The sequence below is a fragment of the Dyella subtropica genome (assembly GCF_026283965.1).
Taxonomy (GTDB): domain Bacteria; phylum Pseudomonadota; class Gammaproteobacteria; order Xanthomonadales; family Rhodanobacteraceae; genus Dyella_D; species Dyella_D subtropica.
On the sequence record NZ_JAPDPD010000011.1, the window covers coordinates 94,327 to 107,878 of the forward strand.

Sequence of the window (13,552 nt, forward strand, 5' to 3'; positions counted from 1 at the left end):
ATGGGGCATTAAAGTAGGAGCTCGGCTTCCGCCTGGCTCTGCTCTTGATGCCAGTTCTGCCAAGCGAGTTGTTCCTGTCGGAAGGTCGCGGGGCAGACCTTACGTGGACGGATAAGGTGGGCATCACCTTGCTCCTTGGCGAAAACAAAGCGGTCAGCGTGCTCAATGATCATTCGTCGCACCAGGTGTGCTGTACCTTCATCAAAGGCTGCGCCACGAGGGAAGGGCCGGCTGCCGATCTTGGTGTAGAGGAGATGCTTGGAGCTCAGGGGAAGAAGTATCTCGCCGTTGTTTCGCCCCCAGCCGCCCAGGAAATCGTAGTTTTGAGCATCCGAGAAATTAAGGCGAATGACCGGGTTGTCGCTAGTAGGCCAAGAGACGCCGTCTGGAGCGTGAAGGATTGTCCATCGGTGTGTCATTAAGCGCGATATGGTGCTAGTCAAAATATGTCGGGAAGATGCGAGCCATAGCTGCCGGCCGACGATAGTTTTAGCTTGGATTGTTCCCCCTCCGTCGGCGTTGCGGGCGATAGTGACCTTGAAAGGGAACAGGTCGTTTGTATCTCTCTTCGGCGCGGAGATATGGACTCCAAGACGAGCAGCCCTTTCAAGCTCTTCAACGGAGCTGGTCAGTATCTCGTTCATGAGAGGAAGCAGCGATTTGTGCTGTCGAGCAAGAAACTCCCTGAGGCGCACAGGTGTTCTTACATCCTGGGCCGCAAGAAATCTGATCAGCTGATTCCAATGCTGAGGACTGAGCCGCCCGCCATGGATAGCCCGGTCGATTGCTTCCTCGGCCGGACTTTCGAACTCGCGGTCTAGCCAACGTTCGAACTCGTCCGTCTCCCCCTGTCCGGCTACATACGTATACAAGTGTTGGTGAAACGCAATGCCTTTGATGGAGTGGTCTTTCCACAGAGGACAGTTGGCGCTGGGCACCAAGAGTCGGTACGTGGGTATTTTTCCATTGCGCGCCCATTGCTTCAAATAGAGCTTGGGTACGTAGTGATTGTCTTTGCGTAGTTGATCGCGAAGTTTCAAACGCCCCCCTTTGGAGAAGTTCCTTGTTGCATGTGAGGTGATCTGTCATTTCCCCGAACCTGAGTGGCACGGAGATTTAGATTCCTTTCACTCAGAGCATCGTGTATCGCTAGCTTCGAGAAGAGCAAAATCGATAGTCTGCTTCACCATGCGAATCGTGGTCTCATAGGAGCTTGCACCCACGCCGAAGAACAAGAAGATGAGAAATCCTCCAAAGATGCGAGGAAACGCTTCGTGCTTCAGTGCGTCAGAAACAACCGTAGAGAAGACCCAGTGAGATGCCGCCCAGACAAGGCCCGCCCAGCACACGCCGAGGATCCAATTGATGCGTGTAATGCGTTGCGAATTCACGGCATCCATGACTGAGATCCCAGATTGAAGCAGCTTTATGGTTGCCTCATCTGAGGCGATAGACCGGATATGTGCTGCGAGCTGCGTTGTCTGTTTAGGGCGGATGCCAAGGTGTGTGAAATGGCTCGGCAAACGAAAAATCACTGACCCCGCTGCAAGGAGGGCGGCAACCACCCAGCCCTGAGATGATTGTAGGTTCGCAGCCGGCGATCCGCTTGTGATTAGTAGGACGATAAAGAGAACGGCCCACCAAGCGGGAATCAGTGCAAGGGCAAGGGCGAACGACGCAATCTTCTCTTGCAAGCCAACCAGAATGAACCAGGGTACATGCACGATGGCGTCTAGTGCTGATTCCGCGTGTCGCCACTGGGTTTTGATGCGGGTGCCAATAACTAGCCGTTCGGCTTCCCTAACAATGGATACAGTTTCCTTAAAGATTGACATTGTCCACCCTCTCTGTCACTTCCCCGGATTCAATCAATGCGATGGTACAGACGCGGTGACTTTGGCGAAAATCTCAGCAAAAGTGCTCGTCGTGGATTTGGTCGCGGTCCAATAAGTTGTCCAGCGTATCTTTTTCAAGTTCGTAATCAATGACGCGATATCTGTTGCTGAGGCATTGAGCATATAGAGCTTCCTCAGTGTTTCCTCCCGAGGATGCTTGCCCGCCGGAAGAGGCCCCGCTCTGAGAAGATAGACCTTACTTGCTTCATCAAAGTATGACTTGCAGTTCGATTCAATAGCGCCCCTATCAGTCTTTATTGTGGCGATTTTTTCCTCGAGCGGGATCGAGGTTGGAATCATTCCATTGAGTTTGCTGAGAAAGCTCTCTAGGGCAAACGCCGGTCCTTGGGCCGCATCGTGAAGTCCGAGTTCGACTCTGATCGCAGCCTCGTCCTGGCTGTTAAAGCGAACTTTGAAGTCGCCATTATTTTTATGGTTCCCTAGTAGCTTGAAGCGAAGCATCGTTTGAGTGCGAGCGAGAAGTATGAATAGTTCGAGATCGCCCCAAACGATTTTTCCGGACGAATTCGTTGCCATGAAAAGGAGGAAAACAAACCTTCCGTTACCATCTGCAAGCGTAAAGGCGATAGACGGCTCGTGCCTGTTGATGGCTTCAACGAAGGCTGGGTGAAGTCCCTTGAAGTTAAATTCTTTCATCGCATCACTAGTCTCTGGGTGGCTTCGAAATGCTACCGAACAGTTGAAGAGCTACGGCGCGGCTATCCTTCTCGTGCCCGGTGGGACCCTTGAGGTCTGAAAGGAACATTTCCTTTGTGTTCAACCTCGACCTCCATGGTCCATAAGCCAGTCTCAAGGTGTGAGATTGACGGCCTTCCGCGGTCATGAGGACAAGAGGCGGCGATCTATCGAGGGCGTACTATCGAAGCCCACAACCCTGGTTGGGCGTCCATTGGAGAGCCAACCCAAATCGCACTTGGTGAGTTCCATGATTAATCATCGAGAAGAAGGCACTGCGAAATTGATCGCAGTGGTTCAACGAATGGTCGAGGAAAGCGGAGATCCGGTTAACTTCGATGCGGAGCATTGGGTCCGGGCTTGGTTGGATACGCCACTTCCAGCTTTGGGAAATCATCTGCCCATCTCTTATCTGGATTCTGATGGCGGCCTGGAGTTGTTGGAGTCTTTGCTGATTAGAACGCAGTCCGGTGCCTTCTCCTAGGCCAAGTCGTCATTCGTTAGTGACTGCTCCCGCGAGACCTTTGGGCTTGCGCGGTGGGGCCGCCCCATTCTGGCTATTACCCTGAGTTATTCGTTCATGTGGCGTTTAGGCTGGGGTCGCAGTTACGGGAATTTTGACCGCCCATACGTCCCAGGCCTTTCACACGGGAAAGCACAAGCATTGCCTTGTCTAAGACGTTGATTAAATGGCTTATCTTGGCATTCTCGAGTGGTTTGCGATCCGTCTCATTATGTGCGAGATGCATAAGTCGCACGTGCAAAATATCTCATATTAAACAAATGCTTAGAATTTCTTGGCGGAGTTGAGCCGCTAGCTGGTGTTATGGCACCTTCGGAACGAGGAATCCCAGAGTTTCTCGGGAGATCTAGTCCGGGAAGCGGGGGGCGCTTTCGAACCGGCAAATGACAGAGCAGTTGGTAAGGCGCTTGCTCGCGCAGGTTTTGCCTAGCCATTACGAGCCGAGACTGAAACACGCTGGCAGGAGTGCTAGAACCGCGACACAGCGCGACTAGCTGCGATTAAGTGCGACTTAGCTCAGAGGAGTGCGGAGATGGCTGGCATCCCAAATGTGTCTCTGGAAATCGACAGCTATCTTCCGAAGGCTCCACTACTGACTGCTGCTGAGACAGCGCGCTTGCTTGGATACCCCACAACGGGCGCCCTTGCGAAAGCGCGACAGACAGGTCGCCTTCCTATCGAAATGTTCCAAGTGCCGGGGCGCCGCGGATGGTTTGCGGCTACTCCAAAGGTACGGGCATGGCTTCAAGCGGTCATGAATGGAGACACGGCCGCAGTGATTTTGCCGAAGGAGGTCCAGCCATGAGCGGGTAGCGCGCATTTTTGAGCGCTACAAATAACGAAGCCTCGCGTGATCAGACGCGAGGCTCGTTGCGTAGGTGAAGCTTTCTGAGTTGCTTCCCCTTCATTTGTAGTGCCTTCCCAGCGTCACGTCAAGCACTTCGCCGCTTTCGCGGTGCGAGCCGTCCGCGCGTGCCTGGCATCTAGCGAAGGTTCTACCGTCGCTTGGATCCCTTGTGCGCCTCCGTGAGGAAGTCAGCACATGTTTACTGACGCACAGCGTCTTCTTTACTACCAGTCTCGAGGACTCAGCGCCGTCGTCATCCGCGAAATAGAGGAGATGCGGACGAATAGTCCCTCAAGGCGACTTAGCCAGCGGGGCATGAAGAACATCCTTGTGGACTCGCCTTCCCTAAAGAACCTAGGGCGAAGGGCGCTGGAGAGTTACACAGTCGAATATCTTTTCGCTTTGGAAATCGAGCTATTTGGCGTTTGCCACGAGTATTACGTGCAGGTGGAGCCGAAGAATATCGTCCGGTATGGACGCACGAGCACAGTGCATATTGATTTCATGTTGTTCGAGCCGGATGGAATCCGTCTGATTGAATGCAAGCCAAGCGAGGACCTATTGAAGCTCGCATCGAAGCGGCCTGACGAATGGGTTCGCCTTGATACCGGCTGGACCAGGCCCGCCGTGGATGCCTGGGCTGCTGAGCACGGTATGTCATATGCGATCTGGTGCCCTCCGGAGCCCCATGGCATCTATCAGGCCAATCTGCTGGCCCTTTACAGCTTCCTATCCTCTGAGAGCGACAAGGTGGCGGGCACGGAGGGCAGATCTAAGATCCGTAAGGCACTTGAGACAAGGCCGCTATCGCTGGGGGGACTTCCGGAGCATGTCCCTGGCGTGTCGGTTAAGCACGCTCTCGTGGCTCTCGCCATGGGGGAGATCTATGGACCTTTGAGATCGGTTCCAATCGACGAGCCGGACCGCTTTATGCTCTACGCGTCGAGGGAGCGATCTGATCAATGTGATAGTGAATTGCTCGCGCGCTTGCGGGACGGATTGGCTCAGCCAGACGTTGCCTCCCAACTTCTTCGGGCAAGGCCTGCTGATTACCTGCATGCCGTTAGTCGCCTCGAACGGATACGCCGGATGTTGAGCGGCGAAGAGCCAATAACCCGACGGTACGCTCCCCTGGTTAGACAGGTGCAAGAGGCGTCCTCCAAAGGTGAAGGCGAGCTCGAGGCATGCCTCACGCACTACGAGCGCGCGGGACGACGTGCAGGTCAGCTAACCGCTGATCAAGAAGCGGCCCTCAATTGGGTTATTGCTCGATATCGGAGTGATCCGCTGCTTCGATCGAAGCTCCAGGCGCATGATGCGTTGCGGATTCATTGTGAAGAGAAGGGCTTGCGAGCACCTTCAAGAACAACATTCCTGTTAAGGCTTCGTGCCAAGAGTCCGCTCCGGCGGGCATACACAGAGGGAGGCTACAGAGCGTTTCATGCGGCCGAAGAGGCAGTTGATCCTGGTGTTCGGACAATGCGCTGTCTCGTGCCCAAGCTCATGGTGCATGTGGACTCGACCAAGTTCGATCTTCGCTGCAGCCCGGACTTTCTGGCATCCCTTGGCTTCGATTGTCCGACCCTGTATGTCGCCATGGACTCAGCGACGGGAATGCCACTTGGACGGGCGGTCATGTTCGGAGCCGCTTGTCGAAACGCGCTTGCCGTGCTGATAAGGGACATCTTCCATCGGCAGGGATTCCTTCCTCGTTACTGGATAGTCGACAAAGGGTCCGAATATATCGGTGACTTCTTCGCTGGATTCTGTGAATACGCTGGGGCGACGCATATCCAGGCGCCCCCCGGCAGTCCGCGGAAGAATTCGCTCGCCGAGAATGCCCTTGGTCGTATAAATGCGGAGCTTGCGCATCGCTTCTTAGGAAGTACGGCACCGGACAGACAGGGCCGATCGGTGACGAGCCGGCAAAAGAGTCAATCGACGGCGTGCATGGCGTACGCAACGGTGGTTCAGCATCTTGATCAATACCTATTCAGTGACATGGTCGACGTTCGGCATGGCGTCAATCGCCTTAGCCCCAGGGAAAAGAATGACCAGATGGGTGAGCTATTTGGTCACCTTGGTCTCGTGGATGTTAAGAGCGTAGACGATTTCCTGATAGCGACATCCGTACCTATTGCGAGGGATATCAAAGTCGACCCATCTCGTGGGATTCGGTATCTGCAACGAAGGTATACGAGTGCGGATCTCTTGCGTGAAATCCGCTCGCAAAGGCCTGTCGAGATGCGACTGGACTGCGTCGATCCACATCGCATGTACGTCAAATTTTGCCGAAGATGGGTTTTGGCCAATACCGCTGAGAGTTTGAGGGTGGTGGGTCGTGATGATCTGTCGAAGCTGTTTGAGTCGCTAACGGACGAGGCCACGCGAAGCGGTAACACACGTTTGCGGGACAAGATTCGCATCAGTCGGCAAGCGAGAACTGAGGAGGCGAACCGTACCGCAGGTAGCACGCGACATCTCGAGCATCTGGCGAAAGAACCTAAAGACGAGGTGACGACAGCGCCGACAAGGGTGGCGATGTGGAGTCAATCGGGTGCGTCAGCAGACCCTTTCCCAACCGAGGATGCATGAGATGGCTGAACGTACCTCGGGAATCATCCTGCATCCGGCCTATGAACAGGCAAGATCGACTCTTACCCGCGCCCTAGACGCCACGATTCGTGGTCAGATCATTTTCGTCGTGGGCCTCTCTGGCGCGGGTAAATCCGAAATTCGCTACTCGGCCATGAGGTCCTTTGCGGGCCCGCCTACCAAGTGGTCGCAGGGGCATCTACCTGCATTCGCAGTGCGCGCCACGCCGAGCGATCGTTCAAATTTTAGCCCGAAAGAATTCACAACCCGGATGTATCTCGAGCTGCAGGAGCCCAATGTTGATTGGCTATTGAGCCGGTCCATGGTGGGTAGTCCCGATGGCGGACACGTCCGAGCGGACGCAAGGCTGAAAAGTGAGCTATGGGCCAAAATTCGGCGCAGTGGGCCGGAGCACCAACTGCGTCATTTTGTCGAGCGCATGGCAGTGACACGAGGTGTTCGAGCGATCTTCATTGAGGAGGCCGCATCGCTGACTTACACAGGGCGCCACAAGCAGCCAGGAGATCATATGGTGAACTATATGTGCCTGGCAGAGGAGGTCGGCAGCACACTCGTTTTGTTTGGCGTGCCACGGATGGCTGCGCTATGGGAAGGTAACGCTGAGATCCTCCGGAGATCTCGATTTGTCTTCGTCAACAGATACAGGCTTGATCTTCCGTCGGACCGGGAGAACTTCGAACGTCTCGTGCTTAGCGTGGGGAAAGGTTTCCGTTTCAGTAACGCGGGCTTACTGCGTCAATGTCTGGACCTAGCTTATGCGTCTAGCGCTGGCGTCTTCGGCGAGTTGGTCGCCTATTTGACGCGCGCGGATGATCTTCGGGCAAGCGAAGGCTCTGTCGCCATTACGAAGAAGCATATGGAGGATGCTATCAGCACAGATGCAGTGCTGAAGACGCTGTACGAGGATGCCGCACTTTTTGACTCGCTGAAGACTCCTGCAAATGCACGGCTTATACGCGGGCTCATGGATTCGCAGCGATGAGGGTGAAGGGGGAGTGCCTGGGCCCACAAATCGTTCCTCACTGGACGGTTCTTCCGCCCTTGCAACTGAAGGGGCTGGGAACCGCGCTTGTGGAGTCTTTGCATAGCTACGTAGGAAGGCTCATGAGAACAACGGGCCTAAACGCTGAACAGATCGGTACGTACGTACACCAAAGTACGAACGGCCTAGTGAGCGCCAAATGGTCGTCTCGCCCCCTGCTTGGACTCGGATGCCAGGAAGTTGCGCGCGTAGAAGAGCTTGAGCATCTGACCGGTGTGCCGACGCTTCGTTGTGGCACGTTGTGGGCCATGTCAGATGTTCTGTCTATCAATTCAAATCTTTACGGGGCCAAGCGGAGACAATGGTGTCCCCGATGCTATGAGGAGTGGGATGATGATTCTTACGAGCCTCTGGTATGGAGCATCGATATCGTATGTTCCTGCCCCGCGCATGGATGCGATCTGGAGCATGCCTGTCCGCACTGTGGTGCAGTTCAGCACGAAACTTACCGTCTACACAGGCGACTCTGCTGCCGATCATGTGGTCGCAGATTGGGACAAGGCGCCAAGCGGAGGCGCCGGCCTTCTTTCATGCGATGGATGAACTCGCAATGCCTGGAGCTCGTCGAATTCTGCGCGACGCCAAAAGATGCTCCACTGCGATGGTCGGACTATCTGGATTTCGTCGCTGGCGTTTGTCTAAGCGCGAGCTCGCATGGTGGATTAGGGCCGCACATGAGAGGGTTTCTGCAAGGAACTGATCAGCGAGTACGAAGGCAATCCCAGAAGCCGACCGTTAGAACCCTGCTGAACCTATGCGCGCTCCAGAGCATCTCGATGAGCGAACTCCTAAGTGCGCCTAGGGAGTCGTCGAGTCCGCTCTTGTTTAACCAGTGGGCAGGGCTGAATTATCTTCCACTACCATCGGCCAGCCAGGCGCGATGGATCTACGTCGCTACCAGGTGTATCGCGGACTTCATAGGCCGAAGGTCGCCTTACATGCCGCCGATTGGGTCTTTTGCCAAGCCGTTCGGGGTGAACTTGCCCGCATTGCGCGATGCTGATCAAGAGCTTTGCAGAAGCTATGAAGATCGATATCAGCGCCAAGGCTCAACTTCAAAACTTGGATCCTTGTACAAGGCCTATCTCTATTGCAACCGAAAGATGAGGCGTCGGCCGGCGACCAAGGATGCGTTCACCCGTGCATCCAGGCAAGTTGCGGCTGCAACAGCGATTGGCATCAAGGATGCCTCTATGGTTGTCGCGGGCTCGTTCGATGTAAGGGACTGTCTATCTGATTCCTGTATTGGGGCCTATCAGGAGGAGCTTACGGTGCGGGAGGCGCTTGAGTGGCTATTGGCCAAGTGGGAGGCGTCAAGAGTCAGTCATTGCGACCGGTGCTGATGTCTGCTTCCGACTCGATAGCGGAAATTGCCGATGAGCTCGTACGCGTAGCGGATCAGAAGCCCAACCGGTCAGCCCTTGTTGCCCAAGGCGCTAGATGACTTTGCCTGAGACGAAGTTGAGGGTGGTGCATCGACCTGGTTGGCCAGCATGGCCTTGATACGACCGCTCCTGCGTCGCCCCTTGTTTCGAGCTTTGTGCTTCACGCCCTGAGAGGTCGCTTCTAGTAGGCGCTGGTACGCCATTGCGTGTGACTTGGCATTGCTGATGAACGACGAGGCTTCTCGATATTGCCCGATGAGTGCTTTCAAGTAGACGACACGGCGCTCATTAGATTTTGCTTTGCCAAGTTCTTCTTTCAGAGCTCGAATCTTTCGATATCGAGCAGGAGGAATGGTCGCACCCTTTTCGGTGTTACATACCCCAGTCACGATGATAGGTGCGCCCGCGGGCCGAACCGAAAACTTATGGGCACTCAAGCCATGCCGGGCAATGATCTTTTTCGCCGGCGCGATGAATTTGGATGCCTTGGTAGCCCCAGAAACGACGATGTCGTCGACGTAGACAGTTATGGACAATTCCATTGCTTTCGCAAGGTTCGCCAGTTCATTGAACATATCGCCATACGCGAGAAACGACATGAGAGGACTCAGGGGGCTCCCTGTAGGAAGGCGGCGGCCCAAGCATGCAATTTCGGTCAGTCGATGCGCGACGTCCGGGCTACATTTAAGCTTGCCAAAGAAGAACTGGTAGACGTAGGAATCCCTTGTACTTTCGTAGAATTTCCTGACATCAAGCTTTGCCACTCCGTGTCCGTATTTGTGACACTGAGCGTTCGTCTTGTAGGAACGATTCTTCCGTGCAGAGTGTAGATAGTCGGGCAATTCGATCCGCTTTAGCAGATCCATAAGCCTCGCTTGGATTTTCGCAAGGTCGGGATCGGGCGACTGGATCTTGCGGGGCTTATGCACCAGGGCGGGGTGCTGGGAACCGTACTTATCGGCCGTCTCGAAATGGTTATAAAGTTTACGTTTATGCCGCCTGATCACAGCGAGTTCTGCTGTCGTACAACCCAATAGGGCGCACATCCGCTTACGGCTTTGCAGCCCAAACAGCGGTGAGCGCTCGATAGGATACTGAATCTCAGGCTGATACAAGCGCCGCACTCCTTTGAAGCTAAGCCCGCTTCGCGTCGACCCATTCGAGGAGGCGTAATGCTTTTTCGGTAGCCGCTTTTTTCACTTTTCCAGAGAGCTTTCCTTCCTCGAAGCCCTCGGAAATGATCACCAAGGAACTTAGTGGCACGGAAAAGTGTTTTGCGTATTCGTTTAAGAGATCCATCGAAGGAGTCTTTTTTCCTGACTCGACCTCAGAGAGGTAGGATCTCGAAATATGTAAATTAGAAGCAAGCTCTACTTGGCTGACATCGTGAAATGTCCTCACCAACTTTAGGGCGCGGCCTAAATATGCACTCATTTGGGTTCTCCAAGGGGATGCTTGCTAGGAGGTTAGCTTGGCCAGAAGACGTCCTTCACCTTCTTGACTACCAGGCCAAGCTGGACAATCAAGTTAATGAACTTCAGGAGCGTTCCGAGTCCTGAAAGAACAATGCTAGGTACTTTCGCCCAGACCTTGCTCTTCCCGTACCACCGCTTGCGCGGACCATGCGACAACTGTGATTCCAAAACGATCTTGCTTTTACGCATAAGTTGATTCCTTTTCATTGACGAGTAGCCGGGATGACTACCCCTTTCGGATCAATGAAAAAATTTATGCGTGGACGATCGCAGTTGTTTTCCCTCTTTCGCTGCACCCCGTCACCTTTCGGGACGGTCTTAGTCGTCAACTCGCCAGCTTACGATGACGTTCCGATCGTTCGGGGATGGGGACTAAGAGCGGGTCGGGGCCGAAACCCCACGAGCCGATACATCTGACTCACTGAAACCGAAAGTAGTCGTCCTCTATTCGTTTTGGTGTCGCTGAGAGTAGACATCTGTTCGCTGAGAGTCAACATTTTTTTGTGGCGTATCGAGCGTTTGTTGAACTGTGCGATGAGCGATGGGTCACACGGCATGGGTTCCGGCTTGCAGTAATGTATAGCAAAATCATATAGATATGACTTTATGTCGAGGGCTGGATTTGGTGGCGCCGATAGGAATTCCCCCGCTACGCCGCTAGCGGCAATTAGCGTCGCCTACCAGCCAATCTGTCGAGGTCAATCGCGCGCGCGGGATCGGGTGAGCTGCGAGTGCGGCTGCGCACTGTGCATAGATGAGCGATTGCGCCGTTAGATGGGCAAACGACCAATCCCCCTCAGTTATCGCCCGTCCCGCGTATCTCATGGGTGACTGCGCCGGCTGACACCATTGTTTGTACATCCCCTCTGACACCAATGTTTGTACAAGCGGTACATACATTGGTGTCATGCCCACCACATGTAGTCGCAACGGTCATGACTTCCGGCGCATGTACTAGTGTTAACTAAACACTATGGTTCACTCACGGGTAAGTAGCCCTGAGGGTGAGCCGATGGACGACAGCGCCGGTCTGCTGAAGAAATTCCAGAAAGAGCTATCGGCGGGCACGGTGTCGATGGTGTTGCTTGCCGTGTTGGGTCAGTCGCGGCAGCCGATGTATGGCTACCAGATCGCGAAGCGGCTAGAAGAGGTGGGCGAGGGGGTGCTCGCCGGCAAACAGAGTGCGTTGTATCCGGTGCTGCGCAATCTCGAAGGGGCTGGCCTGCTTGGGAGTGAGGTGGAGCCCTCGGTCAGCGGGCCGCCGCGCCGCTATTACCGAATTACGAAGTTGGGGCGCGAAGTGCTGCGCGAGTGGGTTGCGGCTTGGAACGCGACTCGCGATTCCGTCGATACCGTTTTGCAAGGAGGGGTGAAATGAATACGCCGCGCACCATTGCGGAATACCTGGACCAGTTGCGTGCCGCACTTCGCGGCGCCGATCCCGCGCTAATACAGGACGCGCTGTACGACGCCGAGGAACACTTGCGCGCCGAGTTGGCCGAACAGCCCGGTCGCAGTGAAACGGACATGCTGGCTCACGTGGTGGGCACGTATGGCGCGCCGGAGGAAGTGGCGGAGATCTATCGCGATCAGGAGATCAAGATCCAGCGCGCGCTGCGTCCGCCGCTGCCGCCGAAGCGGCATTCGCTGCCTGGACGCTTTTTTGGCGTTGCCGTCGATCCGCGCACGTGGGGTGCGATGTTCTACATGCTACTGGCGCTAGCCACCGGCATCTTCTATTTCACCTGGGCAGTGACGGGTGTGGCGCTGTCGGCCGGATTTTCCGTGCTGATCATCGGCATTCCCTTCATCGTGCTGTTCTTCGGTACGGTGCGTGCGCTGTCGCTGCTGGAAGGGCGCATCGTGGAAGTGATGCTCGGCGTGCGCATGCCGCGTCGGCCGCCATACCCGGCGCAACCTGCGCAATCGCTGATGAAGCGCATCGGTACCATGTTTACTGATGGTCGCACCTGGACCACGTTGTTCTACATGGTGTTGATGCTTCCGCTGGGCATCTGCTACTTCACCCTCACAGTGACGTTGATGAGCGTATCGATCGCTTTTGCGGGTGCGCCTGTGGCCTTCTTGTTCGACAATTTTTCCGACAATGTCACCATCAATCTTGGTACGGGGCCTCATGCACCCGGCTGGGGTGATGCGGCCGTGCTATGCGTCATCGGTGTGTTGTTGTTTTTCGTGACCTTGCACTTGGTGCGAGCCCTGGGTCGCATGCAAGGGCAGATTGCCAAGAGCCTGCTGGTATCGCAGGCGTCGCCCTGATTCAGTCGCTGCTGTGCAGGCCTTTGCTTACGCCACCGGTCCCGCTTATGGGTGTTGCTGAATCGCTACGCTCCGGCCTGGCGTTCGCGCGTGCTCCAGGGTGCTGGCCCGGCTGGACTGCTGGCGGCGGTCCTTGGCATCAAGATGGACGATGACGCTTCCGATGCCGAAGTGGCCCGCGGCGCCGCCCGCTAAGATGGCGCCGCGCTGTGACGATACGCAAGACAGAACTGCCGGCGCACTGATAGGCGTCATGTTATGGATGGAGAGCACGATCGATGTTGAGCGCTTTGCAGTTTCTGGTGGGGCGGTGGCAGGGCGAGGAACAGATTGCCTCCACGCGCTGGGGGCAAGGAGGTCCGGCCGTTTCGAGCGTGGTCGCGCGCATGGAGCTCGGCGGTAAGGCGCTGGTGCTGGATTACGACGAGCAGCGTGACGGGCAGCCGGCGCTCAAGGCGCACGCGGTATTCGTGGCCGGGACGGAGCACGATCAGTTCGACATGTACTGGTTCGACAGCTACGGCTTCGTTCCCGCCGCAGCTGCGCCGGGACATTGGGATGGCCTGCGTCTGGTCTTTCTGCGCAGTTCGCCGCGCGGGCAAACGCGACACATTTATCAGCCGCGGGGTTATGACGCTTACAAACTGACGCTGGAGAGTTCCTTCGACGGCGGCATCCATTGGGAGCCGGTGCTCACCGGGCGATATCGCCGGCAGGACTGACAGCCCGCAAGCAACGTGAGATGCGTGTGTGTAGGGGCGCACCCTGTGCGCGAAGGCCCTGCGTTAGCAGG

At 55.6% G+C, this 13,552-nt stretch carries 13 protein-coding genes; 7 read left to right on the forward strand and 6 right to left on the reverse strand.

Annotated elements, in window-relative coordinates; all coding sequences use genetic code 11:
• Positions 1-8 precede the first annotated feature (8 nt).
• The 3 genes from OUZ45_RS11275 to OUZ45_RS11285 form a co-directional block, all read right to left on the reverse strand.
• Complete coding sequence (locus tag OUZ45_RS11275; RefSeq protein ID WP_266170163.1) at positions 9-1,040, reverse strand: DUF4238 domain-containing protein; 1,032 nt, start codon at positions 1,038-1,040, stop codon at positions 9-11.
• 87 nt (positions 1,041-1,127) lie between these two features.
• The gene (locus tag OUZ45_RS11280; protein ID WP_266170164.1) at positions 1,128-1,835 is read right to left on the reverse strand and encodes a hypothetical protein; all 708 of its coding nucleotides are present in this window, start codon (positions 1,833-1,835) and stop codon (positions 1,128-1,130) included.
• A 33-nt stretch (positions 1,836-1,868) separates the two neighbouring features.
• Positions 1,869-2,552 carry a hypothetical protein gene (locus OUZ45_RS11285; RefSeq protein WP_266170165.1) on the reverse strand — a complete coding sequence of 228 codons (684 nt, stop codon included), beginning with the start codon at positions 2,550-2,552 and terminating at the stop codon, positions 1,869-1,871.
• Between the two features lie 289 nt (positions 2,553-2,841).
• Between OUZ45_RS11285 and OUZ45_RS11290 the strand changes: the two genes are divergently transcribed.
• The 4 genes from OUZ45_RS11290 (at position 2,842) to OUZ45_RS20840 (ending at position 8,962) form a co-directional block, all read left to right on the forward strand.
• The gene (locus OUZ45_RS11290; protein WP_266170166.1) at positions 2,842-3,075 is read left to right on the forward strand and encodes an antitoxin Xre/MbcA/ParS toxin-binding domain-containing protein; all 234 of its coding nucleotides are present in this window, start codon (positions 2,842-2,844) and stop codon (positions 3,073-3,075) included.
• A gap of 1,081 nt (positions 3,076-4,156) precedes the next feature.
• Positions 4,157-6,556: an integrase catalytic domain-containing protein gene (locus tag OUZ45_RS11295; RefSeq protein ID WP_266170167.1), complete on the forward strand. Its 2,400-nt coding sequence runs from the start codon at positions 4,157-4,159 to the stop codon at positions 6,554-6,556.
• A gap of 1 nt (position 6,557) precedes the next feature.
• Entirely contained in the window at positions 6,558-7,559 is a 1,002-nt protein-coding gene (locus OUZ45_RS11300; protein WP_266170168.1) for a hypothetical protein, read from the forward strand.
• Entirely contained in the window at positions 7,556-8,962 is a 1,407-nt protein-coding gene (locus OUZ45_RS20840; RefSeq protein ID WP_425601686.1) for a TniQ family protein, read from the forward strand. The genes OUZ45_RS11300 and OUZ45_RS20840 overlap by 4 nt, the downstream gene beginning before the upstream one ends.
• Before the next feature lie 71 nt (positions 8,963-9,033).
• On the opposite strand, the gene OUZ45_RS11305 is transcribed toward OUZ45_RS20840, so the two are convergent.
• The 3 genes from OUZ45_RS11305 to OUZ45_RS11315 are packed head-to-tail and all read right to left on the reverse strand — an operon-like array spanning position 9,034 to position 10,668.
• Positions 9,034-10,119 (reverse strand): reverse transcriptase family protein, encoded by a 1,086-nt coding sequence (locus OUZ45_RS11305; RefSeq protein ID WP_266170169.1) that lies wholly within the window; start codon positions 10,117-10,119, stop codon positions 9,034-9,036.
• Positions 10,120-10,138: 19 nt separating this feature from the next.
• On the reverse strand, positions 10,139-10,438 hold the full coding sequence (locus OUZ45_RS11310; protein WP_266170170.1) for a helix-turn-helix transcriptional regulator: 300 nt from the start codon (positions 10,436-10,438) through the stop codon (positions 10,139-10,141).
• 32 nt (positions 10,439-10,470) lie between these two features.
• Positions 10,471-10,668, reverse strand: a complete 198-nt coding sequence (locus OUZ45_RS11315; protein WP_266170171.1) for a hypothetical protein — start codon at positions 10,666-10,668, stop codon at positions 10,471-10,473.
• A gap of 823 nt (positions 10,669-11,491) precedes the next feature.
• Here OUZ45_RS11315 and OUZ45_RS11320 point away from each other — a divergent pair.
• The 3 genes from OUZ45_RS11320 to OUZ45_RS11330 all read left to right on the forward strand — a co-directional run bounded on the left by OUZ45_RS11320 (position 11,492) and on the right by OUZ45_RS11330 (position 13,481).
• Entirely contained in the window at positions 11,492-11,857 is a 366-nt protein-coding gene (locus tag OUZ45_RS11320; RefSeq protein WP_266170172.1) for a PadR family transcriptional regulator, read from the forward strand.
• Positions 11,854-12,759, forward strand: coding sequence for a sensor domain-containing protein (locus OUZ45_RS11325; RefSeq protein ID WP_266170173.1), 906 nt, complete (start codon positions 11,854-11,856; stop codon positions 12,757-12,759). Before OUZ45_RS11320 ends, OUZ45_RS11325 begins: the two co-directional genes overlap by 4 nt.
• Positions 12,760-13,037: 278 nt before the next feature.
• Positions 13,038-13,481: a DUF1579 domain-containing protein gene (locus tag OUZ45_RS11330; RefSeq protein WP_266170174.1), complete on the forward strand. Its 444-nt coding sequence runs from the start codon at positions 13,038-13,040 to the stop codon at positions 13,479-13,481.
• Positions 13,482-13,552 lie beyond the last annotated feature (71 nt).

Coding starts and splice junctions, on each gene's coding strand:
- OUZ45_RS11325 (WP_266170173.1), top strand. CDS start 11,854: ATGAATACGCCGCGCACCATTGCGGAATACCTGGACCAGTTGCGTGCC.
- OUZ45_RS11310 (WP_266170170.1), bottom strand. CDS start 10,438: ATGAGTGCATATTTAGGCCGCGCCCTAAAGTTGGTGAGGACATTTCAC.
- OUZ45_RS11330 (WP_266170174.1), top strand. CDS start 13,038: ATGTTGAGCGCTTTGCAGTTTCTGGTGGGGCGGTGGCAGGGCGAGGAA.
- OUZ45_RS11295 (WP_266170167.1), top strand. CDS start 4,157: ATGTTTACTGACGCACAGCGTCTTCTTTACTACCAGTCTCGAGGACTC.
- OUZ45_RS11320 (WP_266170172.1), top strand. CDS start 11,492: ATGGACGACAGCGCCGGTCTGCTGAAGAAATTCCAGAAAGAGCTATCG.
- OUZ45_RS11280 (WP_266170164.1), bottom strand. CDS start 1,835: ATGTCAATCTTTAAGGAAACTGTATCCATTGTTAGGGAAGCCGAACGG.
- OUZ45_RS11285 (WP_266170165.1), bottom strand. CDS start 2,552: ATGAAAGAATTTAACTTCAAGGGACTTCACCCAGCCTTCGTTGAAGCC.
- OUZ45_RS20840 (WP_425601686.1), top strand. CDS start 7,556: ATGAGGGTGAAGGGGGAGTGCCTGGGCCCACAAATCGTTCCTCACTGG.
- OUZ45_RS11290 (WP_266170166.1), top strand. CDS start 2,842: ATGATTAATCATCGAGAAGAAGGCACTGCGAAATTGATCGCAGTGGTT.
- OUZ45_RS11300 (WP_266170168.1), top strand. CDS start 6,558: ATGGCTGAACGTACCTCGGGAATCATCCTGCATCCGGCCTATGAACAG.
- OUZ45_RS11315 (WP_266170171.1), bottom strand. CDS start 10,668: ATGCGTAAAAGCAAGATCGTTTTGGAATCACAGTTGTCGCATGGTCCG.